The 24,346-nt window shown below is 42.1% G+C and carries 23 protein-coding genes; 5 read left to right on the forward strand and 18 right to left on the reverse strand.

Annotated features, from left to right (window positions below):
* Positions 1 to 145: 145 nt before the first annotated feature.
* Positions 146 to 1,235 (forward strand): peptide chain release factor 2 gene (prfB, locus tag I5907_RS10255; protein WP_196990618.1). Its coding sequence is split into 2 segments (ribosomal slippage): positions 146 to 193 and positions 195 to 1,235, totalling 1,089 coding nucleotides; the frame shifts between segments, so codons are not numbered across the junction.
* A gap of 77 nt (positions 1,236 to 1,312) precedes the next feature.
* Here the strand turns inward: prfB and I5907_RS10260 are convergent.
* Both I5907_RS10260 and I5907_RS10265 read right to left on the reverse strand, forming a co-directional pair.
* A complete protein-coding gene (locus I5907_RS10260) occupies positions 1,313 to 2,476 on the reverse strand; it encodes a hypothetical protein (RefSeq protein WP_196990619.1) in 1,164 nt (387 codons plus the stop codon).
* A 23-nt stretch (positions 2,477 to 2,499) separates the two neighbouring features.
* Entirely contained in the window at positions 2,500 to 3,489 is a 990-nt protein-coding gene (locus I5907_RS10265; RefSeq protein ID WP_196990620.1) for a hypothetical protein, read from the reverse strand.
* A gap of 155 nt (positions 3,490 to 3,644) precedes the next feature.
* On the opposite strand from I5907_RS10265, the gene I5907_RS10270 reads away from it, so the two are divergent.
* Positions 3,645 to 5,018 (forward strand): sulfatase-like hydrolase/transferase, encoded by a 1,374-nt coding sequence (locus tag I5907_RS10270; RefSeq protein ID WP_196990621.1) that lies wholly within the window; start codon positions 3,645 to 3,647, stop codon positions 5,016 to 5,018.
* Between the two features lie 69 nt (positions 5,019 to 5,087).
* Here I5907_RS10270 and I5907_RS10275 read toward each other — a convergent pair whose 3' ends face one another.
* From I5907_RS10275 to I5907_RS10290, 4 genes are all read right to left on the reverse strand, one after another.
* Positions 5,088 to 7,064 (reverse strand): tetratricopeptide repeat protein, encoded by a 1,977-nt coding sequence (locus I5907_RS10275; RefSeq protein ID WP_196990622.1) that lies wholly within the window; start codon positions 7,062 to 7,064, stop codon positions 5,088 to 5,090.
* Between the two features lie 271 nt (positions 7,065 to 7,335).
* Positions 7,336 to 8,316, reverse strand: coding sequence for an AAA family ATPase (locus I5907_RS10280; RefSeq protein WP_196990623.1), 981 nt, complete (start codon positions 8,314 to 8,316; stop codon positions 7,336 to 7,338).
* A gap of 2 nt (positions 8,317 to 8,318) precedes the next feature.
* Positions 8,319 to 10,943, reverse strand: a complete 2,625-nt coding sequence (locus I5907_RS10285; protein ID WP_196990624.1) for a transglutaminase-like domain-containing protein — start codon at positions 10,941 to 10,943, stop codon at positions 8,319 to 8,321.
* 215 nt (positions 10,944 to 11,158) lie between these two features.
* Positions 11,159 to 12,529, reverse strand: coding sequence for a DUF58 domain-containing protein (locus I5907_RS10290; RefSeq protein ID WP_196990625.1), 1,371 nt, complete (start codon positions 12,527 to 12,529; stop codon positions 11,159 to 11,161).
* A 100-nt stretch (positions 12,530 to 12,629) separates the two neighbouring features.
* On the opposite strand from I5907_RS10290, the gene I5907_RS10295 reads away from it, so the two are divergent.
* Together I5907_RS10295 and I5907_RS10300 are read left to right on the forward strand one after the other, a co-directional pair.
* Positions 12,630 to 13,547 carry a class I SAM-dependent methyltransferase gene (locus I5907_RS10295; protein ID WP_196990626.1) on the forward strand — a complete coding sequence of 306 codons (918 nt, stop codon included), beginning with the start codon at positions 12,630 to 12,632 and terminating at the stop codon, positions 13,545 to 13,547.
* A gap of 10 nt (positions 13,548 to 13,557) precedes the next feature.
* On the forward strand, positions 13,558 to 13,944 hold the full coding sequence (locus I5907_RS10300; protein WP_196990627.1) for a Dabb family protein: 387 nt from the start codon (positions 13,558 to 13,560) through the stop codon (positions 13,942 to 13,944).
* On the opposite strand, the gene I5907_RS10305 is transcribed toward I5907_RS10300, so the two are convergent.
* Positions 13,941 to 14,327 carry a VOC family protein gene (locus tag I5907_RS10305; protein WP_196990628.1) on the reverse strand — a complete coding sequence of 129 codons (387 nt, stop codon included), beginning with the start codon at positions 14,325 to 14,327 and terminating at the stop codon, positions 13,941 to 13,943. The genes I5907_RS10300 and I5907_RS10305 overlap by 4 nt on opposite strands.
* Positions 14,328 to 14,727: 400 nt before the next feature.
* Here I5907_RS10305 and I5907_RS10310 point away from each other — a divergent pair, with 400 nt between their 5' ends.
* Positions 14,728 to 15,087, forward strand: a complete 360-nt coding sequence (locus tag I5907_RS10310; RefSeq protein ID WP_196990629.1) for a SnoaL-like domain-containing protein — start codon at positions 14,728 to 14,730, stop codon at positions 15,085 to 15,087.
* 46 nt (positions 15,088 to 15,133) lie between these two features.
* On the opposite strand, the gene I5907_RS10315 is transcribed toward I5907_RS10310, so the two are convergent.
* The 11 genes from I5907_RS10315 to I5907_RS10365 all read right to left on the reverse strand — a co-directional run bounded on the left by I5907_RS10315 (position 15,134) and on the right by I5907_RS10365 (position 24,272).
* Complete coding sequence (locus I5907_RS10315; protein WP_196990630.1) at positions 15,134 to 15,805, reverse strand: O-methyltransferase; 672 nt, start codon at positions 15,803 to 15,805, stop codon at positions 15,134 to 15,136.
* Positions 15,806 to 15,897: 92 nt separating this feature from the next.
* Complete coding sequence (locus I5907_RS10320) at positions 15,898 to 16,875, reverse strand: MlaD family protein (protein WP_196990631.1); 978 nt, start codon at positions 16,873 to 16,875, stop codon at positions 15,898 to 15,900.
* The gene (locus I5907_RS10325) at positions 16,872 to 17,651 is read right to left on the reverse strand and encodes an ABC transporter ATP-binding protein (protein ID WP_196990632.1); all 780 of its coding nucleotides are present in this window, start codon (positions 17,649 to 17,651) and stop codon (positions 16,872 to 16,874) included. Before I5907_RS10325 ends, I5907_RS10320 begins: the two co-directional genes overlap by 4 nt.
* Entirely contained in the window at positions 17,648 to 18,445 is a 798-nt protein-coding gene (locus tag I5907_RS10330) for an MlaE family ABC transporter permease (RefSeq protein ID WP_196990633.1), read from the reverse strand. The genes I5907_RS10325 and I5907_RS10330 overlap by 4 nt, the downstream gene beginning before the upstream one ends.
* Before the next feature lie 265 nt (positions 18,446 to 18,710).
* The gene (locus I5907_RS10335) at positions 18,711 to 19,631 is read right to left on the reverse strand and encodes a transporter family protein (protein ID WP_196990634.1); all 921 of its coding nucleotides are present in this window, start codon (positions 19,629 to 19,631) and stop codon (positions 18,711 to 18,713) included.
* A 75-nt stretch (positions 19,632 to 19,706) separates the two neighbouring features.
* Positions 19,707 to 19,997, reverse strand: a complete 291-nt coding sequence (locus I5907_RS10340; protein WP_196990635.1) for a hypothetical protein — start codon at positions 19,995 to 19,997, stop codon at positions 19,707 to 19,709.
* The gene (locus tag I5907_RS10345) at positions 19,994 to 21,046 is read right to left on the reverse strand and encodes a cytochrome-c peroxidase (RefSeq protein ID WP_196990636.1); all 1,053 of its coding nucleotides are present in this window, start codon (positions 21,044 to 21,046) and stop codon (positions 19,994 to 19,996) included. The genes I5907_RS10340 and I5907_RS10345 overlap by 4 nt, the downstream gene beginning before the upstream one ends.
* The gene (locus tag I5907_RS10350; protein ID WP_196990637.1) at positions 21,039 to 21,836 is read right to left on the reverse strand and encodes an MbnP family protein; all 798 of its coding nucleotides are present in this window, start codon (positions 21,834 to 21,836) and stop codon (positions 21,039 to 21,041) included. The genes I5907_RS10345 and I5907_RS10350 overlap by 8 nt, the downstream gene beginning before the upstream one ends.
* Positions 21,837 to 22,134: 298 nt before the next feature.
* Positions 22,135 to 22,278: a hypothetical protein gene (locus tag I5907_RS10355; RefSeq protein WP_196990638.1), complete on the reverse strand. Its 144-nt coding sequence runs from the start codon at positions 22,276 to 22,278 to the stop codon at positions 22,135 to 22,137.
* Between the two features lie 43 nt (positions 22,279 to 22,321).
* Complete coding sequence (locus I5907_RS10360; RefSeq protein WP_196990639.1) at positions 22,322 to 22,693, reverse strand: hypothetical protein; 372 nt, start codon at positions 22,691 to 22,693, stop codon at positions 22,322 to 22,324.
* 85 nt (positions 22,694 to 22,778) lie between these two features.
* Positions 22,779 to 24,272, reverse strand: coding sequence for a YfcC family protein (locus I5907_RS10365; protein ID WP_196990640.1), 1,494 nt, complete (start codon positions 24,270 to 24,272; stop codon positions 22,779 to 22,781).
* Positions 24,273 to 24,346 lie beyond the last annotated feature (74 nt).

Raw genomic sequence — 24,346 nt, forward strand, 5'->3', positions numbered from 1 at the left:
ATCTTCCCGTTGTTCAGTATTGTTCAAAATGTACAAGAGTGCGACGCAACAGCAGCTCAATAGCAGCAATACAGCCTGGCCCATAACATTGCTTTGAATTTTCAATCTTCGCTTTCTCAGATTTTCAAATTATTTTCGCAGCATTATGACAATCGAACAAATTAAAGTTTTACGGGACCGCGTTAGTGTTCTAAGGAGGTTTCTTTGACGTTGATAACCGCTCTCATAAAGTAGAAGAAGACCGCACACTCTCGCTTTCGCCGGGTTTTTGGAACGATAATACCCGTGCCACGGCAATCATGAAAGAAATAAAAGTGAATGAGTACTGGCTGAAAATGTTCAAGCAGGTTGAAACTGCTGTGGAAGATTTTGCCGTGCTGTTTGATTTCTGGAAAAGTGGCGATGCTACGGAAGAGGAGACAAAAGCTGCATACGAAGCAGCTATTGCAGCCATAGAAGATGCAGAGTTTAAAAGCACGCTTAACCAGCCTGAAGATGAGCTGCCTGCGGTATTACAAATCAACCCTGGTGCAGGTGGTACCGAAAGCCAGGACTGGGCCGAAATGCTGCTGCGTATGTACCGCATGTATGGCGATAAGCAGGGTTGGAAAGTTACAGAGCTTGACTACCAGGAAGGTGATGGCGCCGGCATAAAGACGGCTACGTTACAATTTGATGGTGCATTTGCTTACGGATTTTTGAAGGCTGAAAGTGGTGTGCATCGCCTGGTGCGTATTTCACCATTTGACAGTAATGCAAGAAGACATACCAGCTTTGCGAGTGTGTTTGTATACCCGCTGATTGATGACAGCATTGAAATTGAAGTAAACCCTGCCGACCTTGAATGGGAGTTTTACCGCAGCGGTGGCAAGGGCGGCCAGAATGTAAACAAAGTGGAAACGGCTGTGCGTTTAAAACATGCGCCCAGTGGTATAATTGTGGAATGCCAGCAGGCCCGTACACAAGGCGAGAACCGTGAACTGGCATTAAAGATGCTGAAGAGCCGTTTGTATGAAGAGGAACTGCGCAGGAGAGAAGAAGCAAAGAATGCAAGCAACGCAAGCAAGAAAAAAATAGAATGGGGTAGCCAGATAAGGAGCTATGTTTTTCATCCATACAAAATGATCAAAGACCACCGCACAGACCATGAAGTTGGTAATGTTCAGCCAATAATGGATGGTGAACTGGATGGTTTCATTAAAGCATATTTGATGGCGAGTAAGGAGGATGAGTGATTTGAAAGCTGGTGCAGTAAGCGATGTAAAAACAAAACTTTGGAACATGGAAGATTGCAATGAGGCAGCTTGAGCAGTTAGTGTTTTCTTTTCTCCACCAGGTATTCCAGCCAAAGTATTTTATTATAAGCGGGACAATAAAAGTAATAGCAGATATAACTCCAATGCAGGAACACCTGTTTAAAGGGTGTAGGATAGGAGAAAGCAGCCCGTGCCTGGAAAAAGATATATTGCTGCTGATTACTGGTTTCAAACGCATCAATGGAATGCAACTCCAGCGCTGGCGCAGCAAAACCCAAACGCAGCAACGACGTACGCAAGATGATTTGGTCCATCACATTAAAGCTTTTAGCCAGCAGCGTATTGATGTCGTTTGCCAGTTGTTGACGATAAATATTCAATTCCGGAATATTAAAAGCACCCATCAGCCTGGCTACATGATAAATAAGAATCGAAGATTTTACATAATATGGCGAGAGGTAGACCGGTGCCTTCATATACTGCTTCTCTTTTATCATCTGGCTTACTGTCTGCAACGTGGCGCTATCCTGTTTGTTAAATGCCAGCCCTTTGTCGTACATAAAATACAGGATGTTGCAATGCACCGCAAAATCGAAATCGGGTGTCATGCGTTTGCCTAAATAAGTACTATAGGCAGGCAGATCATTATATCTTTTGTAGGTGGAAATAATGTTGCGGTTGTTGCTTTTGTTGGCAACTTCTACGAGGCGTTGTTTCAATATTGTGTTTGCGCTGTCATCATTGTCACCTGTCATCAAGATCATTACGGAATCATCAGCATCTTCGCCCTGGCCAAAAACGCTTTTTAAATATTTAAAATAATAAGTGTGCGGCATTATCGGCGCATCGGTAGGCCAGAAATTATAAAATGGATCGCCATACTGGTTTTTGTAATAAGGGTAAACAGCAGTCGCTTTTTTTATAATATCTTCTGCAGTTATTTTATCATAGCCAGATAAATACGGCAGCATGTTCCTGAATGCAAATGCACTGATAGCGGTAAAAAAAATATTGTTATCAGGCTGGTAGTTATGTGGCGCCCCGCCGCACTCCCTGAATGAAGGGAACATACCTTTATAAAATTCACCATCTGCTGTAACCTGCATAGCAGCTATATTCTTTACCAGGCTGTTGATGAGCAAAGAATCAGCCGTTGATTTTTGCGCAAAACCAGTGTATGAAAATATTGAAAGAAGTATTAGCAAAACGAACCGCTGCATTGCATTTCCTTATTATGTGTTTTCTAAATCAGTCGTGGTAGTTTCCATATATAATAAAACCATTTTAAAAGATTGATGGGTTTCTCCATATCAACGATCATGTCTTTCCGCTTCAATTTCCACCAATCCGGTTTCCCATGCTTTTTTTCAAATGCCACAAACTGGTCCAGGGCCACCATACTCCTGGCATTGATGGTATTCATGATGATACAGAAAATGTCTTTGTCTTTCTTCGCGTATGGCAGCGCCATTATTTTCCGGTTTTGTAGTGTAACACGCTCAGTAAATTTCTGTTGCAGAGCGGCATAATCGTCACACTTATTGATCAGCGTGTATATATTATCACGTACGTCTTTATACAAGTCAAATAAATCATTCCCAAGCTGGTAGAGACTGCCGGTGTAAAACAGGGCATCAAGCATCTGCTCACTTGCGGCGTCATCCAAACACTGGTGATAAATGATAACAGATACAGCACCTTTTGTGTAAGTAATATGTTCGATTTCGGTTGCTGTAATCGATGCGTTTTTTTGCCTGGCGGTTTCAACCTGTATGTCCAATACGTTTTTTGATGCCTCCAGGTAGGCAGCCTTATGCGGCACTTCCTTTAAAAGACTGGTTTGAATTTCTTTTGCTACATGTGCTGAAAAGGTAGTGGCCGTATAATTCTCCGGCTCATAAGTGATGCGTTCTATGTCAGCATGGTTGAGCTGGTCTATATCGAAAAGATCATCACCAACAGGGGTTAAAATACCAAATAATGTTGCCCTTTTTCGTTCCGCACCAGTAAGTATTTTACCATATAATTTTTTGTAGCTGCTGCACAAAAACGAAGTAATAAACAAGCCATAGTAATCTGTTATCTTCCTGCGTTGTTCGGGCTGAAAGCTGCCATGGTACCTGTTTTCAAGCTCCTGCAGGTACGGCAACAGGTATGTCTTATTATATTGCTTTTGAATGTTCACTTCTTTATAAACCTGCCGGAAAGCACTTATGTAGCTTAGTAAATTCATTATGCCGTATAGAATTGGCTCAAACCTACACAATAATATTTTTTAAACCCGTTTGTAATTTGTATTTTTCAATGCGGCCTGTCAAACCTGTGAAGAGTGTACAGGAGATTAACCCCCGGCTATTGTCTGCCAATAAATACCAAAACAAAATCCTTATGAAGAAATTTTATCATGGATTAATTGTTTGCACGGTACTGCTGTTTTGTTCGTGCAACAAAGAAATGAAAGAGCAAAATGTAGCAGAGCCTGTTACATCTGTCAGTATTGATGAAGCACGAATCGGTAAGCCAAATATTGTACTGATATTGTGCGACGATGTAGGCTATGAAGTGCCACGTTATGCCGGTGGCCTCTCGTACCTTACACCAAACCTTGATAACATGGCCCGTAATGGTATGCAGTTTACACAATGTTACGCATCGCCAATGTGTTCGCCATCGCGGATTATGTTGTTAACAGGCAAATACAATTTCAGGAATTACAGCGGCTGGGGCGCATTGCCACTTACTGAAAAAACTTTCGCCAACATGTTGAAGTCTGCGGGGTACAATACCTATGTGGCGGGGAAGTGGCAATTAGATGGTGGCGACCTTGCTGTACGTACTTTCGGGTTTGATGAATACATTATTTTCAATCCGTATGAAGACCAGGCAAACAATCATGATGAAAGTACGGAAACCCGTGGACGTTATAAAAGTCCCGAATTGTATGTTAACGGTAAGTATCTCAATCCTGCAACCGTTATTGGAAAATATTGCGATGATATACTGGTTGATTCCATTACCGCTTACGCGTCTAAAAGTAAGGCGCAGCAGAAACCTTTCTTTGTGTATTATTCTATGAGCCTGGCACACGATCCTTTTTCACCAACACCCGACGATGCAGCGTATGCTACATGGGATAACCGTGCTACCAACAGCGATACAGCGTTTTTCCCGTCTATGATCAGTTACATGGATAAAAAAGTAGGGCAGGTATTGGCAAGGTTCGATAGTATGGGACTTTCCAGGAATACCATTTTCTTTTTTATCGGCGATAATGGCACGCCGCCACAAATTTTTTCATGGTACAACGGGCAACTGGTGCGGGGTGGCAAAATGCAGACAAATGTATGGGGCACGCATGTACCAATGATTGCATACTGGAAAGGCCGCATTAAAGGCAACGCAGTTAATAATAACGTTATCGACTTTACTGACTTCCTCAGCACTTTTGCAGATCTTGCGCAAGTGCCAAAACCTACTACTTACGGGCAGTTGGATGGTGTGAGTTTTTTGAATAGCCTGGTAGATCCGAATACCAAAATAAGGGATTGGGTGTTTTGTCATTACGATAACGACCGCACAGAAGATAAACCACTCTATCGTTATGTGCATAACCAGCAATACAAATTGTATGATTCTACCAACAGGTTTTACGACATTGTAAACGACCCCTCTGAACTAAACAACATACAACCAGGCCGCAGAACTGCAGAGCAGGTGCAATTAGCAACATATTTTCAGTCGGTGCTCGATTCTCTGCATTAAAGATTTTATGAGCCAGGCACCAGTACATATGGCATCGCCTGTTGCGTCGCACTCTTGTACTGCTGTACATTACCGGGCACTTCGGCCACTGGCAGGCTTACTGTTTACTACCGGTGGTTCCGGGTCGTACATTGCAGCTCCGCCTTTGCCAAACATACGCAGTGCAATCTCCTTACCAGCGCCTGGGGCCTTCTTAAATATCAGTCGCTGGTTGATGATAACAGGCCTGCCTGTTGCGCTGCGAACGTTGATGATCGCTTCGTAAGCATTGCCTTTTTTGTTAAAAACGATGGAAGCCGCAGGGCAAAGTTGTTTGCCTGTGTAAATGTTGCAATCTTTTATCTCAGCCGTTACTTCCCTGGTTACGGCATCATTTACGCCGGATATGGTAAGTTTAACAGGCGTTTTGATATTCATGTATGGTATCAGTTGCGGGTATACCTCAAAAAGTGCATTATTGTAGTTGTCGAATTTGTCTTTATCTCCATTATCATCATATCCCCTGATCAGCCCTTCATATAATCTTGCAATAAACAATTTTTCATTTGCGGTATCTACAAAAGAAGTTTTATCCAGGTTTTCAAAATTCTGCAATGCCTGTTTTTCATCTCCTTTCACCCATTTAAATTTTGCAGTAAACAGTTTGAAATAACGTTGAATGTTTACACGCTTGTCTGTTTGCTGGTAGTTAGCATACTTTTCGATGAAAAATTTAGTGCTGAAATCTTTCATCAGATACCAGGCTTCATCAAAACTGGTAGTAGCTTCCGCACAAAAAAGGTCGTATAGCAATCTGTTACGCTCAGGGTTATAACTCAACTCATTTACCACAACATATTCCGCGCTTGCTTTTTGCGCTTTATATGAAGCAATGTTGTATAAGCTGGTAGGAGAATACCACCAACCCCTGTTAAGAAATTTCTCCTGGTCTATTTTTTTATCAAACAACTGCACTTTCAGCAGGTTAATGGTAAGATCGTACTGACTTTGCGTAAGGGTGGTGCCTATATGCAGCTCTTTAAAATTTGCTGCTTTAGTCAATGCTGCTTCTGCACTGTCAAGCTGGGCATCGTACATGTAACTTCTTGCAAGCGCAATGTTGTACCACCCAAAGCCGGGGGTAGAGCCACTTGCAGCAATAATGTCGTTGCACATTTTTATGGCATCTTTGGTTCTGCCTGCGTATACATACAACTCCGGAAGGTAATAGTAAGGTTCTCTTAAAAATCTTTCAAAACTTTTGTCTTTGTCTTCGCTGAAGTACTGTTGCGCAATGGCAAAATTGCCAATCTCGCTTTGCATGCCGCCAAAATTGTTCCATGACACACGTCCGCCCTCTACAAGACGCTGGTAGTAATACTCACTGCTGTCGTAATTTTTATTGTAGCAATGTAACAACGCAAGATTGTGATACAGTGTCATCTTTCTTTCTTCGCTTTGCGCCTGCCCCCAGATAGCATCGTTGTCATTTCGGTACCTGTTGATAAACGCAAGGCCGTTGTAACACCATTGAAAAGCCATGCGTTCATTTTCTTCTACAGAATTTTTAAGAAAGCTGTGGTCTTTTGAAGTAAAAAAACGGTTGCGGTGAAACAGCCAGGAACGTTGATAGCAGAGTTCAAAACCGATATCGTTTTTAAAACGATAGGCTTCTATACGCTGAATGAGTTGCATCGATTTATCCGGCATTTCTATATTGTCGTAGCAAAATTTTAATGCAGAAAAGATTACATACAGATCCTGGTAGCGGTTGAAGTTGGCAATAAGGGTATTAACATTGTTAAAGATGCTGCGGAATGTTTTGTCATAATCCTTCTCCATAAGGTCGAAGGCTTTTTGAAGCGGTACTGCTGCATTTTTATAACCCAGATAATCTGCACTCCTGTCGTACTTATACATGCCTTCAAACATCCAGCCTACATAATAAGTGCTGTCCAGGCGAATAAATTCACGGCTGCGTGGCAGTGCATCTTTTGAAGAGGGATCAACACCTGCACGTTTTGCATCTATTTCGTAGCGTGCTGCGGCTTTGTCTTTTGACGTCATTGAAAGACTTTGCCCGCAACAATGTGTTACGATAAAAAAACATGGTGCAATGAATAAGAGATGATATATGATTGATCTTGTCATTAAATATTTGTTGAGCGCCTGCATGCAATACCTGATTGCCAGTTAATGTTTGCCGGTAAGTTCTTTGGTAACGAGACTACACTGGTTTTTTTCGCTTCATTCTTCGCTTTGGCTGAGTAGTGTGTTGCAGTACAAGAGTGCGACGCAACGAAGCTTAATATTGTTCCAAATGCCTGGTTCCAAAAAATTAATTACGAATATTTAACCTGCTCAATCTTGCCAGTTCACTGTCAAGTATAGTTGCAAGTGCCTTTTGTTTTGCTTCTTTGTTCCTGTATATAAGCCGGTGGTCCAATACGGGAATTGTAAGTGTTTTTATGTCGTCTTCTGTAACAAAGCTTCTGCCGTTTACCAGTGCAAATGCTTTTAAACATTTTAAAAAGGTAATGCCGCTACGTGTAGAAGCCCCAAGGATAATATCGTTGTGTTTACGTGTGCCCCATACGATATTGCGTACTGCTGTAATGATCTCTTCGTGTATGTATACTTTTTCTGTTTCATGCTGCAGGAACAATATTTCTTCCATGCTCAGCACCTGTTCTATATGTTGCAGGTTGTTTTGTATACCCAGGTAATCTTTGTATATATCCAGTTCGGTTGCTTCATCAACATAGCCAAAGATGATCTTAATAAAAAAGCGATCAAGCTGTGCTGCGGGCAATGGATAAGTACCTTCCATTTCAACAGGATTTTGTGTTGCAATAGTAAAGAACAGGTTTTCCAGCTTATAAGTAATATCTCCCATTGTGATCTGGTTTTCGGCCATACATTCCAGCAGGGCAGACTGAACTTTTGGTGAAGCGCGGTTTATTTCGTCTGCCAGCAACACATTGCAGAACAGTGGTCCTTTTTTAAAGATGAATTCTTTCTGCACATCATCAAAAATATGAGATCCGATAAGATCCATTGGTAAGAGATCGGGTGTAAACTGTATACGTTTAAAGTTTGCTCCATGCTGATCTGCCGAGGCAATGCTTTGTGCCAGTGTTTTGGCCATAACGGTCTTTCCTGTACCAGGGTTATCTTCCATTAAAATATGGCCTTTTGCAAGAAGGGCTGTCAATATAAACTGTATCTGTGCTTTTTTGCCACGTATAACTCTTTCGATATTGTCTATCAGTCGCTGAATATTGTTTAATGCCTGTTCCAGTTGAATTTCCTGCTCCATAGTTATTTGTTTTTACTTGGGGTAAAGTATGCGATTGTATTATAAATATTGATGAACCTGGATGCCCTTGTTTTAAATGGCACCTGGCGGCGTATGCTTTGTATAAACGGCGCGTAAAAATCCTGCACATTTTTTTCTTCCGCTTTAGTGAGCGGCAGAGAACTGTATTTCAATTTCTGGTACACATTACTAAACGATGCAAAATTTGTTTTGAATTGTTGATCTATTGTTGATGCGAACCCTTGCGGGCCGGTATTGTTTCTGCTGTAGCCAAGCTGGTTTAAGTAAAACATTACTGCCCTATGGCTGTTAAATGCTTTCTGTTTGCCATCTTTTGCACCACGTGCTGCTGCATGATAATATTGCCAGATAAACCATGGCGTAAGTAAAACAAGTATTGCGAAACCGCCGATAACCGCCAAAGAGAGCCACAATACTTTGATCCAGTCGGTGGGCTGATCTGCCGTTGCCTGTTGAGCATCTTTTTGTTTCTGCTTGTTTTCTTCTTCAATAATTTTTACCTGGTCAATCGGAGCGGGGTTGGGCACTTTTGCCAGCACAGATAACAGGCTGTCATCATCAGCAGGCCTGATATCTTTCAATGCTTCTGCATACGAAGCTGCTGTAATATGCATGCCTTTTTTGACAGTACCGAGAGGTACAGTGCCGGTATCCTTGGAGATGGATGCAATGGACACATCGAGTTCTATATTTTTTGCTGTATTGGTTTCAAAATCTTTATCGTGAAACAACACGCGGTTTACATCAAGCTTAATTCTTTTGGCTACTGTATCAACAGCGGTAACGAATCCATCTGCCACAAAGTAAGCATCCTGCATATTTAGTGGCGGGGTCTCATCTGGCTGAGGGGCCTGTTGTGTATTAACATCGGGGATTGTGGTATCAAAATCTATCCACCCATAACCGGGGAAGTATACCTGCACCCAGGCATGTGCCTGGTCTTCGTAAAACCAGTACCAGCCCGGGTTTTTGCTGCTTCTGTCGATCGTAAGGAAACCTGCTGCAATTCTTGATGGAACACCAATGGCCCGCAGCATAAACAATGTGGCGCCGGCAAAATATGCACAGTATCCTTTCCTGTTTTCAAACAGAAAATAGTTGAGCTTGCTTGCGCTCGGTATGCCTGGTATGCCGGGATTGTCTGAATACTTATACAAGGGTTGATCAAATTCATCCTTGCTCAAAAAGTAATCGCGGATAGCAATCATTTTATCGACAGGTGTTTTTGCGTTTGCTGTAATACGCAGCGCCAATGCTTTCAGGCTATCATATTCTTTATTCGATGGCATGAAGGTGTAGTAGTCCTTCATCTTTTTATCAAGTGCTGAAAAATCTTTCACGTTACGCAACGTTTGGAAGCGTGCTTCCTGGAATTGTTCCAGTACCGGGTTACCGGCGGGATTATAGATGAAGTACGCGCTGTTTAAATCGCTTACCCACATTTTTGCACGATAAGCACTTTTGTATTGTTCTTTGTACTCTTCACCAACAGGAATGGGCTGGCAAAAGAATGCAGTGGAGGGCGCTATGTATTCATCCGGTGCCAGCAATACTTTATATACCTCTGCCGTAACTACTTTCCTGCTAAGTGTAGCATTGGTATTCTTTATTACGGCAGAATCAGTTTTGGCAAAGTAGATTGGTATTTTTGAAGGGTCGGGCCTGAACAGGTCGTTGGCCGGCATTGCCGGGTCTGTTTCGAATGTTTGTGTAAGCGTATCGAATTTTGTGTAATAGTAAGCTGTGAAGTAAAGCGGGTTCGGGGTGCGCTTGTCGCTAAAAAAGTTATCCAGTTTGGCCACAAACACCAGCCTTTTGCCTTTGCTTAAAGAGCTGGTCAAGCGGGTCTGGTCTTTATTGCTTACACTGCCATCCTTGTTCTTTTTAGTCATGCTTTCGCTGCCACTGTTCTTATCGTCGTAATTGGCTTTTGCATTGCCCCATTCTTTTTCAATCGCTTTAAAGTCTGCGTTGAATGTCATGAGTATGCCAAGAAGAATAGCCATCAATACTACTGCAAACCCAACCAGTCTTTTAATGATGAACCAGCCGAAGCGTTTTTCATCTTCATTCATGTTGCGTATGAGCTCTGCAGTAAAAATGATATAAAAAGCATACGCAAGTATTGGTGCAAAATTGCCGATAATGGTTGCGGCTTTAAAATCTGATGTTTTACTTACAATGATGGCCTGCGAGGCAAGCAGAAAAACACTCCAGAAAATAGTGTAAAATCTTGTTCGCGAAAGCCCGAAGCCGGTAAGCCAGCCAATGGTGAACAAGATAGCAAAGAGCAAAAATTTTATGGACGCAAAGAATGCATCAAATTCTCCAACAGCGTAATTGCCGATTGCCTGGTAACCTATCCAGTAGATGATAAGTAATACAAGTGTTGTGGTAATAAACCTGAACCTGTAACTGTAAAATATGATGGCTGCAATAATGCCCGCAGCAAAATAACTGCCTTGCATGAGCCAGTCGTTTTGCAGGATATTGTAGAAACTGTTGGCCTTCCAGACAATATAATACATCAGCGCAGCAGAAGGTATTGCCAGCAATATGATCTGTGCGACTACTTTTTTCCAGCTATGTACCTTTCCAATTGGCATTTGTTATTGTTTAATGTGCCGTATACCTTACTCTTAAGTGTTGACGAGGTATGTTGCCTGTGTTATCTGATCTCCAATTTCTTCTTGCAGGTGAAATGCTGTACAAATTTTTTTAGACGTTGCTGTAACCTGATCGCTATCGCTCCATAGCGGACAAGGCGTACAAGTGAGTGACACAACGAAGCCTGGCACTTGTTCCATTGCCTGCCTGATAATTATATAACCATTGTTTTACTGTACTTTTCCAGCATGGCCTCTATTCTTCTTTCGTTCTGCATAACCTTCGGTCTTAGTAAAGACAATTGCCACTTTGATTTGTACACGTCGAGCTCATTTTTTTCGGCCTGTACAAAAAGCCATTTGAGTATGCCTGTAAAATAACTATAGTGCAGGCTTCTGCTAAGCTTTACAAATACAATGACGGTATTGCCGCCAACTGAGTCCAGCATGTTTTGCAACTCATCTGCTATACTAAAAGACGATACAATAACCAGTGATGCATCTTTGTTGTTTACAAACTCTTTTAATGCTTTATCGTTTTGCCATTTACTGGTGGTAATGGCATATTGAACCATTTGCGCATGGTCATTGAAATGTTTAACGGGGGTTTGCTGGTCCTGTATAAATTTCAATTCAAAACCCTGCTTTTGCAGTTGCTGATAAATGCCCCACAAAACCGTTTTGTAATAGTTGAGAAAATATATTTCTGCTGTGGGGCTACCGGCAATATCAAAACCTGTATAAAACGAAGGGTAGATATATGCATGTGATGCATAGGGATCGAGCACTTCAGGAATACGCACAACAAGCTCTTTGTTTTTAGCATATACTTTCCACACTATGCGGCGCACATCATCATTGTCTTCAAAATTTTTATAGTTGATGTATTCACCTTCTACCCGCTTCAGTTCTTCGATTCTTGTAGCAGTATCTTCTGTCTTGCGCGGTGTAAGCTGTACATTCTTTACCGGCGGTGCGAAGGGATGTGTATGAAACCGATCCTGTACAGGCAATGAGACTGTAAAGGAGAAGAACTGGAAAAAGTCTTCGAAATAAACGATCAGTTTTTGTACATGGTATTCTTTTATTTCGGGCAGCTTCCATTCGTAGTCGCCGGAAAAACTGGTGGAAAAAAGCTGTTGTTGTTTTGCCTCAGCCAATAAAAATTTATCTGAATAAAGGTTATGATCGTATTGCAAACGAAGTTTGATAAAACCAAGCAATGGCTTTACAACAGGGTTTACTGATATATGAATCTTTTGTGCAGGATGGTTGTTGTGGAGCGCCGGTAATGTTTTGATGGATACGTTGATGTGATTGCTTCTTTTTTTCGCCAGGAAAATAAGGAATGAAATAACCACCGAAAGCAGAGCCACCCATAGTATAATGATAAGAAACCATGTGCCGGTTTTAACGAGCAGTTGTAAAATAGCCGTAAAGGAACTTTCAGGTGCAAGTAACCTGTTATGCAGCCAGTAATTTGCAAATACCAGCCCCACCGTAAACAAGATAAAGTAAAAGGTAAATGGTATGAAGAAAACGGCCGGTTGTGCAAGGCCGCGGATATTTTTGAATAGTCTGCCCATTATTTATGAAAGTTAAAGTAAAGAAACATGTGTGGGATAAAAAAACTAGTACCTGTGGCACGGTATTTTTTAACTGAAACTTTACTTTCTTTGTTGCAACATGAGCAAAACCATAACATATAGCCAGTGCCCGGTTTGCAGGAGTAATCACATTTCATATGCATTAGAGGCCAAAGACCATACCGTAAGCGGGGAAGTGTTCCCGGTATGGCATTGCTATAATTGCTCATGCAGGTTTACGCAGGATGTTCCCGAAGCATCAGCCATTGGCAAATATTACCAGTCTGCTGCCTACGTTTCACATTCCGACACAAAGCAGGGTCTTGTAAACAGGTTATACCATACGGTAAGAAATTACACACTGAAAGCAAAGCGGCGCATGGTGGAAAAAGAAAGCGGTAAAAGAAAAGCGTCTTTGCTCGATGTAGGTGCCGGTACCGGCGCCTTTGCACATGAGATGCATGATGCAGGCTGGAAGGTGGTGGCGCTGGAACCCGATAAAACGGCTAAGGAAAACGCGCTGAAAAATTACAGCCTGCAACTGGGCGATATGAGTGCCATCTTTTCTTACAAGCCTGAAACATTTGATGCTATTACAATGTGGCATGTATTAGAGCATGTACACCAGTTGCATGAATACATAGAAGCGTTCAGCCGTATACTGAAAAAAGACGGTACGCTGTTTATCGCTGTACCCAACTATACCAGTTACGATGCAAAAAAGTACGATGATATGTGGGCGGCTTACGATGTGCCAAGGCATCTCTATCACTTTTCTCCCAAAAGCCTTAATGCACTGGTAAAGCAGCACGGTTTTAAAATTGTTGAATACAAGCCTATGTGGTTCGACAGTTTTTATGTAAGTATGCTTAGCGAGCAATATAAAACAGGAAAGAACAACCTGGTTGCGGCTTTCTGGTCTGGCCTGCGCTCCAATATGCGCACGCTGAACAATGTAAAGCGCTGCAGTTCGGTCATCTACATTATCAAAAAGAACCTGCCACAACAAAACAAATAAAAAGTAAACAATGAAAAAGATCGTTACCTGTGTATTGCTCGTATTGCTTGCAACACCCGCATTATTTGCACAAAAAAGTATGGAAAAAGAAAAAGTATTGAGACACGTAGTATTATTCAAATTTAAAGATGATGCAAAAGCTGCAGACGTGCAGAAAGTGGAAGATGCCTTCCGGGCACTGAAGGGCAAAATTAAACTCATCAAAGATTTTGAGTTTGGCAAAAACAACAGCCCCGAAAACATTAACCAGGGCTTTACACACTGTTTCTTTGTAACGTTTGCAAGCGAAAAAGACCGCGATGAATATCTTGTTCACGCAGACCACAAGGCATTTGTAGAAGTGCTAAAGCCTTATCTTGATAAAGCACTTGTAGTAGATTACTGGGCAAGAGATTAATCCAACGGAATATTCTTGTTGATCACTTCACCAAACTGCAGCAGGTAACCGTTGTTATCAAATACTCCAAATTCACGCATGCCGTATTCAAAATTTTCTATGGGGTAGCAAATGCTGCAGTTATATTTTAATTCATCCCACACGCTGTCTATATCGTCTACAGTTATGTATAGCGAGCCGCTCATGATAGGTTCAGGAATATTTCTTTCTTCATTGGGTTTACTAAACATGATCGCTATCTCATCTTTCGAAAAGTGCGCCCAGCCCCATTCTTCACTGTACGTATCGCAATTAAAGCCCAGTATGGCTGTATAAAAATCTTTTGTTGCCGGCAGATCTTTTGTCTCCAGCATAGGAGAGAGGTTAAGTGCTTTTGCTTTCATTATTACCCGTTATGGCGTGAAGGTAATTTTTTTGTAGCCAACTCTGGTATTTCATGGCATCGGCGGTTGTGTCACTCACTTCAGGGTTCGGTTGTTATGGCGGCTGCAGCGTTCCGGCAGTGCGGCATGTTTGTATAGCAAGCCTGGATCTTTTGCTATATCATTGCCAAAGCAGGTTGGGCATATACACTGCAAGATAGCCTGTGCTGCAATACTTGTTGCAGTACAAGTGAGTGACACAACAGGTGCCGATAGTAGCAGTGCAGCCAGGGCCACAAACCAATAATCGGCTTATGCAGTTCGGGTAAATGTTATATTTATATTATGTATGATTATTTTTTATTATATAACTTCAGCGGCGTTAGAATTTTGATAACTTACACACATTAAAAACTAATTTATGACAACACAAGAAATTGCCAGCCGATTGGTGGAATTATGCCGTAAAGGCGATTTTGAAACTGCGCAGGAAGAACTTTATGCAGCAGATGCCATAAGCGTTGAACCTTATGCTACACCTGAATTCAAAAAAGAAACAACGGGCAAAGAAGCTATTAAAGAGAAGGGTAAAATATGGGCTTCTATGGTACAGGAGATGAAAGGTATTGAAGTATCTGAGCCTCTGGTAGCAGGTAATGTGTTTGCATGTACCATACGCATGCATGTAGTTATGAAACAGGGCGGGGAGATGGACATGACGGAGCTTTGTATGTACAAGGTAAAAGATGGCAAAGTGATATCAGAAGAATTTTTTGTGTAGCATCAATAATAAATGCGCCGGCAAAGCCGGCGCATTTATTATGTTTTTATATATGTTGGTTTACAACAGCAATGGCCATTCCATCATGTTCCTTTGCACCTACTGTTTGTATGATGGATGCTGTTACGCTTTTTGTTTCGGCAAGCAGGCGGTTAAAGCGATCAACACCTCTTACCCTTTCATCTTCATGATCACTTTCCAACACTTTGCCTTCGCGTATTACATTGTCTGCAATGATCAATGTACCCGGGTGAGAGAGCTGCAATGCCCATTGGAAGTATTCAGCATATGGTGGTTTATCGGCATCAATAAAAATCATATCGAATACATGCCCTTCCTGTTTTAATACCGGCAACAGATCTATGGCGCTGCCTAAGCGAATTTCAACCACATCACCAAGGCCGGCATGGCTGATATTTTCCGTTGCAACTTTTGCATGCAGTGCTTCATACTCCAGGCTTATAAGTTTTCCATCTTTTGGTAATGCCCTTGCCATCCATATGGTACTATAACCGGCCAGTGTACCCAGTTCGAGTATTTTTTTTGCGTTGCATAACCTGGCCATTACCTGTAAAAACTTTCCCTGGCCCGCAGAAATGCTTATCTGCGGAATGTTGTTGTTTGTTATAGACTCCACCGTGGCCTGCAGGGCTTCATCTTCCTGCGCTACCAGGTTGCAGATGTACTGGTCTACTGCTTCAAAAAGTTGTTGTTCCATATATGTATACGTAGCTTTTTATAGCAGCTAAAGTTATGGATTTATGCATTGTACAACTATGTACAGCTATCATACAAAGCTGCGGCGGAAGGTTAGTCTTTTTTCTTTTCTTCTTTTTCTTTCTTTTTAAAATAGCCTCTCAGTAAAAAGTTGTGCTGTAATGCTTCCAGGTCTTCATCCAGCTTTTTACTGCCTGAACGCAGGTTGAGAATGGTTGCCTTTAGTGCTTCCGCTGTTTGCTGGTCGTTTAGTAAAACGCCTGCCGGTGAGGTTGCATCATTCAGTTTTTCAGAAGCAGCTTCCAGTTCATTTACAAAATTAGACGCGGTATAGGTTGCTTCCCGCAATTGTACAATACTGCTTCGTAGCAGATCGGTCATAATAGTATCTGTTACCAGTTGATGTACTGCATGGTTGGGGTTATTCAATGCTGCTGTAAAAGATTGTATATCGTTAATAGCTTTTTGCGAACCAAGGGATGCTTTTCTGAAATTTTCTAATGTATTGTTGAGCTTAACAGATAACGTTTTATCGTTGATCAGCGCGCCAACAGAGCCATCACCGTCGTTGATTCGTTTGCTGATCTCTTTAAAGTTGCCCGTAATGGCAAGCAGGTTCTGGCTGTTAGCCTGCAGTGTTGTAAAAAGATCTTCTGTGCTGGGCATGGTAACCGTTTGTAGAACGTCATTCTCTGCAACAGGCTGGGTGTTTGGCGTGCCTTCGAATATTACCAGCAATTTATTGCCAATAAAGCCATCAGAACTAATTTTTACTCTTGCATCTTTTTTAATAAAGGGTTTAGCCTTTTCATCTACGTTCATTGTTACTTCCACTTTTGCATTGCCCTGCAGGTCTATCTTTTTTACTGTACCAATCTTTACCCCGGAAAACCAAATGTTATCTCCTTCCTGCAAACCATTAATGTCTGTAAAAATTGCTTTCACAGGAAATTTTTTACTGAAAGATTTTTTCTCTCCGCCAATGGTAAAGATGGTTGTGATAAATATGGCAATGCCAACACAGATAAATATGCCAACAATGATTGCTCTTTTATTTTTTGCGTTTTTCATTTGCCGTTAATAAAGTTATAGTCATAAAAACTTTGTATCCTTTCGTCTGCCTGGGCAAACACTTCTTCAAAAGTGCCCTGTGCGGTAAAAGTGCCGTCCAGCAGTACCGCAATACGGTCACCGGTTGTTTTTGCGCAGGTAAGGTCGTGTGTAATGATGATCGAACTTGTATGAAAATTCTCCTGTACTTCATTGATCAGGTTATTGATCTCCATACTCGTGATAGGATCGAGACCTGCAGTAGGTTCATCGTACAACATAATGTCTGGTTTAAGGATAAGTGTTCTGGCAATACCTATTCTTTTTCGCTGGCCGCCAGACAGCTCGGAAGGACGCTGGTCTTTGGTTTGCAATAGTCCCACTGCTTCCAGTACATCATAAATGGCCTTGTCAATATCACTTCTGGAAAGATTGCGCATATTTCTTACCAGCGGAAATTGCAGGTTTTCATAAATGGTCATACTATCATACAATGCACTGTTCTGAAATGAAAAGCCTATATGCAACCTCAGCGCCCTTAATTCCTGCAAACTGATGTGTTCAATTTCCTGTTGCAACACTTCAACATGCCCGGCATCAGGCATCAGTAAGCCGGCAATGATTTTTATCAGTACAGATTTTCCGGTTCCAGATCTTCCAAGCACCACAACATTCTCTCCCTTGTATACATCCAGGTCTATACCGCGCAAAACATGGTTATTGCCAAAAGACTTTTGCAGGTTCTTTATATGAATGACCGTTTCATTCTTATCAATATGTGGTGTATGTTTTTTCATCCGCCGGTTCTGAAGAAGTTTACGATTTGCACAATGATCATCTCTTCCATAAATATGAGAAACATGGAAATTACCACAGCCGAGTTGGCTGATTTACCAACACCCTGCGTACCTTGTGTTGTGTAATAACCTTTATAACAACCCACAATACCCACTGTAAAACCAAATACCACTGCTTTGATAACAGAGGTTGTTATATCAAGAAAATTAATGCTGTTGAAAGCCGATTGCAGGAACGCTTTTACGCTGATGTGTTCATTTGCTGCAATATTGAGATAGGCGCCTGCCATGCCTACAAAGCCTGAATAGATTGCCAGTATAGGTACTACGATTGTTGTAGCAATTACCCGTGTAACAACCAGAAACTTAAATGGATTAGTGGCAGAAACTTCCATTGCATCTATTTGCTCTGTTACACGCATAGAGCCCAGTTCGGCGCCAATATTAGACCCTACTTTACCGGCAGCTATCAATGCCGTAACAAGCGGTGCAAGTGCCCTTATAATTGCAATAGCAATAAGCGATGGTAACCATGAAGTAGCACCAAACTCTGCCAGTGACGGTCTTGATTGCTTTGTAAATACAAGTCCTGTAATAAAGCCTGTAAGGGTAATAAGTCCTAAGGAGCGGTAACCGATATCATAACATTGACGCAATATTTCTTTGCCTTCATAAGGCGGCAGAAAAAGTTCTTTAAAAAAAAGCTTTATGAACTGATATGCGCCATAAATGTCAAGAAAAAAGGAATCTGTCTTTGCAGAAATGTAAAAGTCCTTTTCTCTCTTTTTTGCCATATATGTTATTTATGCATCATTTGGCAAAAAGAACGCCAGCAGGTATTATACAGCACAAATGAAAAGCGTGTGTACTTTTTTCATCACTTTGGGTAAGCGTAATTTTAAAAGTTTGTTATATACGCTCAACGCCCGGTCAGTTACTGAGCCTGTAACAAAGCGTTGTTGCTCGCTTCATTCTTCGCGTTGGCCTAATAAAGTTCCCACCGCTGAAGAGTGCGACGCAACAGGTGTTGCCATGCATTCCAATGCCGGGCCCATAACATTAAAAACTAAAAGACACATGCACCATAAACCTGTCTTTTGCTTTTACCCTGTTGCCGGCCAGCGTTTGCGCCAGCGGAGATTGATAATTGCCACCGAAAGCAATGTTTTTGATATTGCATTCTACGCCTAAAATACCCATCATGCTGTAACCCCCGCTCTCGTCTACAAAGTGTTTACGTGCATTCAGGTCTTTTTGTGCAGTCTCGTACATAATACCCGCGTTTGGTGCGATGGTTAGTTTGTTTTTGATGTTGAACTTATAGTAAGCAAGTACATTGCCTGTCAATTTATTGCCATAGCGGTAATCATATTTGTTTGCAGTATTTATTTTATAGCTGACGTTGGTGTTGATGCCTGCGTCCTGCAGACGCACATCATACATAGCATTGACCGTAAAATCAACACTGCCGGTGCCAAGCTGAAACGTATTTTGTGTGTTTTGAGCAATGTTGGCATCTGTAGGGTCGTAAGTTCCAACAGGCAGTTTGATGCCGCCACCTACCCAAAGCGACTGAGCAAAACGTTTGTCGCCAATTGTTTTTTGGCGGTCAAGTAATTTAAAATAGCCAAGCACAGCAATATCTCCCATACCACTTTTCGATGTTGTTTTACCCTGGTTTAGCCGCTCGTTAAAGTTTACGGGAACAAAACCCATTATGCGAAAACGCTTACCAATATTAAATGCACCCCACACTTCTGCAGTCTGGTATATTTCCTGGCTGGTAAGGTAACTTACACTTCCGTCTGCACTAATGTGTGTTGTTAATCCTTTGTGCTGGTACCGTAAGCCGATAAAGCGTTTTTTAAAATCGGGCAAAATACCCAGGTAGTAGCTGCCCACTCCGCAGCCGCAAATATCGCAGGCAAGAAGATTGCCGGCTACCAGTAACAATACTGTAAGCGTGATAATTTTTTTCATATTTAATTAGTTGGTTACCGGCAACAGTAACACAGATTGAGCTCCTGTTGCGTCGCATTACGTTCATCGTTCCGTTCAATGGTGAGCTTTGGCGCTCAGTGTTTTTACAAACTCATCTTTGCATTCCTTCGAGCAAAATCCATACACCTTACCCTCCACAATTGCAGTGTCTGCAATGCCCGCGCTCAGCGGCATACGGCAGGTAGTATCTCGCCGGGAAGCAAAAGTAACACGGCTGAAATCGGGATGTGCCGCAGTATCATGCGCCATATGCATACTGCTGTCTGCAGAAGCTGTGTTCTCCTGTACGGTATTACCGCAGGAGCACAATACCGTTGCAATCAAATAAAGCATTGTCTTTTTCATTGTTCACTGAGTTTTTTGTCTCTTAAAAATTGTTCATCTGAAAGTGTATGCAGGAAAGCGATCAGTTGTGTTTTTTCAGCCGGTAGCAATGGTATTCCAGGTGTACCGTTTTGCTTAAGTAAAGGGTCAAGCGTTGGGCTGTCTGCCATACCGCTGCTATAATGGTCCAATACCGCTTCAAGTGTAAAAAGCCTCCCATCGTGCATGTAGGGTGGCGTATTGGCCACATTGCGCAGGCTGGGTGTTTTAAATTTGTACATGTCTGCCGGGTTCAGCGTTATTTTAAACCTGCCGCTGTCATTCACTATTGTTGGCACCAGCCCGTTGTTGTGAAAATCATTATCTGTAAAAAGATCGGTGCTATGGCAACTGCTGCATTTTTGCTGAAATATTTGCATACCCGCCTTCTCATCTTCCGTAAAGGTTTCGCCTTCGTTGCGCACATATTTGTCGTACCTCGAGTTCGCGCTGATGCACTGCAACATGAACTGAGATAATGCTTTCAGCATATTGCCGCTGGTAATTTCACTGCTGCCAAATGCCTTACTGAATAGTTGCCTGTAAGCTGCACTGGCATTTAATTTGGCAAGCACATTGGGCATGGTTTCACCCATCTCTACAGGATTTTCAATTGGTGCTATCGGCTGCAGGTCCAGGTTGAATACTCCGCCATCCCAGAAAAAGCTGGTATACCAGCCAAGGTTCATAATGGGTGGTGAGTTACGTACACCCACTTTATCATTGATGCCATGGCTAACCTTATGACCATGTTGTGTAAATGCGCTGCCCTGTATGTGGCAAAACCCACAACTGATGGTATTGTCGGCAGATAATATAGGATCGTAAAACAGCTTTCTGCCCAGCATAAAACCTTCTTCCGTTATGGGGTTAGCCGAAAGATCGTAAACAAGCGGTGGAAAGTTAGCAGGCATCACCAAAGGCATTGCCTTTGGTGATGTGCTGTCGTTTTTGTTACAGGCAGTGATTAATATGGCACAGCCTGCTATCAGCGCCGCATTTTTCAGCAATGGCTTTATTATTCTAGTCATTGTGTACATGGTCTATTCTGAACATGTTTGCGTAATTGTTGGCAATGTTTACCGAGTAGTCGTTAAACATTACCATGCTGTTTGCTGCAATGCTTACATTGGTAGTGCCATCAAGCACTTTTTTTGCATCAATAAGTAAATGCATGTCGGGTGTAATGTCTTTTCTTACGGTAGCTTTTCCGCCTGCGGGTACCGTAAGCGAAATGGTTTTGATATTGTTGATGGTAGCCGAACTGTAACCACCAAAGCCACCGATGTGGTACATATAATCACCCATTGCAGATGCTGAAGATGTACCTTCCATTTTCAAAAAGATATAGCCGCTGTTCCAGCTCCAGTACATATCTGCGCCACCGGCTGCGGGGTCCAGCACACCGGTACGTTCCTCAACAGGCGCTGTACATTTCAAACTGTCAATACCAACAATAAACCTTATGCCGGTATAATTGCCTGCGGGCACATTTTCAAGTTCAACCACATGCGTTGCCTCGTTATCTTCTTCCACAAGGAAGTAACTCTCATCTTTCGGAACAGTATATTCAGACCCGTTTTCATTGAGCAGAACAATGTTGCTTATATAGTAGTTGAATTTTGTTATGTTATAGGTTTCACCCACAGCATTCGTATATGCTGCCGTGTTAAGTACCAGGTCTGCATCGCCTGCTACATTATCAAATTCAATCCCGATGCCGCCCTTGTCTGTAGCAGAAAAATCCGGCGTGTTACTTTCTTTTTTACAGGAAAACATAAGTATGGTTAGCGCCACAGCAATAACAGGTAATTTTTTCATTGCAAAATTTTTATGGTGTGTTTTGTTGTTCTTAAATAGTTGTATGCAGTAATCATTCATGCCCGGTACAGATAAAGCATGTACAAAGGCTCCGCTTTGTTCAGAAAAGTTCCTGCCGTTGAAGAGTGCGACGCAACAGAAGTTTAACCAGGGTACAAGAGCCGGGTTCATAAATATTTATTTACCGGCTGTTGATACTTTCATCAGCTCCTGTTGTGTCACTCACTTGTACGCTTTCGCCCTGGTCAGCAGCGATGCTGCATGTAGTCATCGTTGCGGGCATAGTCTCTGTGATCAGTTATTTTAACAGTTGTATGAACCTGGTGATGTTATCATATTGCAACCATATCATGGTGCCGATAACAATTACAAGCAGCACATTTACACGTATGCGTACTTTGCGCAGCGCATCAGGATCACGCCAATGATACTGACGTGTCATAGAAGATTTTTTTTGTTGATAGAAATTGGTTGAACGAATGGTGTTAACCAATACAGGGAGGATGAAAGATTGCTGATGAGCGGTGTATGGGTTTGCCCTCATTGTAAACAGCAAATTGCTGCAATGATTCCTGTGAAACGATGGTTACTGAAGGGTAAAAATTTTTGGAAGAAATTACTTCGAGTTTGTTTTCTGCTTTTCTATCCGGGTTAGACTGATCTTTTTTGCCCTCGCTGTCTATTTTTTTTACCATCTGGCAATGACCGTTACAATGAAGCTGCGGTTTGTCTTTGTTTTCGCAGTTTGCAGCAAACACAGTGGTATTAAGGTAATAGTCTGCAACAATAACAGCATTGCTGAATGTCTGCATCATAAAAATGACCAACATGAAGCTTGCTACTACCTGTTTCAACATGCCGCAAAGATAATAGCAGCAAATTATTAAAAAATGATTTTCGGCAGGTTGAGGCAAAAAATTGTCTTTCGGTATAATTATGTCATCAAAATAATACACCAATCAGCAGGTAAATAATCGACATGAAAAATAGTATTACCAAAAGAGGCAATATAAAACGCAGCCATGTTTTATAACTGACATTTACCATGGTAAGCGCAGGCAGCACAAGGCCTGTAGGCGTAATAATGTTCATAATGCCCATGCCAAAGAGGTATGCGTTTACGATGTGGAGGTTGTCCATGCCTATCATAACGCCAAGTGGTGCAATGATGGGCATGGTCAACACAGCCATGCCAGATGATGAAGCAATGAATATGCTTAAAAAAAGGTATAAGACAAATATGCTTATGATGAACAGTGCCGGAGGCATGCCCTGTATAATGCCTGCGGCATAATACAGTATAGAATCACTTATATGGCCATCGTTGAGAATGATGGTAACGCCGCGGGCAAAGCCAACTATGAATGCAACAGACAAGAGGTCTTCTGCACCACGGATAAATTTAGCAACAAATGTTTTTTCGGGCGTACGTATGATGAGCGCCAATAACAGTGAAGATGCAAAAAACAATGCACTCATTTCCAGCAGCCACCAGCCTAATGCCACCACACCATATACCAGCATGCCAAAGGTTAAAGCAAAAAGTAACAGAACAAATTTATCGCGAAGGCTTAGTTCATTGTTGTCGTTATTTTCCGTAACGGTGAATTTTGGCTTCACGTCTCCATCAAACCTGCGCACAAAAGAGCAGGAAGGATCACGCTTTACCTTTTTGCCGTAATAAAGGATATAGGATATCGTGACTGCCGTGCAAAGTACAAACATGATAATGCGGCCACCTGTGCCCGCAACCCAGTTGATGCCTGCCGCGTTTGATGCAATGATAACAGAGAAGGGACAGGTGACCGCCGCCATGGTGCCGATAGTGGAGCCTAAGAATATAACAGCCACGGGCACCAGCAGATCGAAGCCGGCTGCGAGAAATATGGGTACCAGCAGGGGATAGAATGCTATTGTTTCTTCAGCCATACCATAACTGCTGCCGCCTAATGCAAACAGGAAAGTGAAAATGATGATAAGGCTGTTTTCTTTGCCTGTCATTTTTCTCCCAAGAGCCTGAATGCCTTTTTCCAGCGCACCTGATTCGTAAAATATTGCGATAAAACCTCCGGTAGCAAGTATAAATAAAATAATGTCTATGGTGTCGTACATGCCCTTGAATGGCGCCTGGAGAACACTGATAATGCCTTGCCTTTCTGCTGGTTCATGGTTATAAGTACCCGGCACCGCAACGGGTTTGCGAATATCGCCACCGGAAAATTTTTCCAAGGCTATTTTTATGCCAAGACTGTCAAGCGTTTCTTGCGTGGCAGGCAACGTAACTGCAGCTTCTTTCGAAGTAAGTACAAAATGGTTTTCCCCGTATGATAGCCTGTTGTAAGAACCTGCAGGCACAAACCATGTAGCAATTGCAGCAAGCACAATTACGATCATAATAATGGTTAACGGTGCAGGGAAACCACGCTTTTTTGCCATAAAAAAAATTATCTGACAAATTAAAGTAAATAGTTGTAACAATATGATCGTGAGTTATTGACGGCGAAGCTGCG

Origin of the sequence: Panacibacter microcysteis, assembly GCF_015831355.1 — a bacterium.
In the GTDB taxonomy this organism is placed as follows: domain Bacteria; phylum Bacteroidota; class Bacteroidia; order Chitinophagales; family Chitinophagaceae; genus Panacibacter; species Panacibacter microcysteis.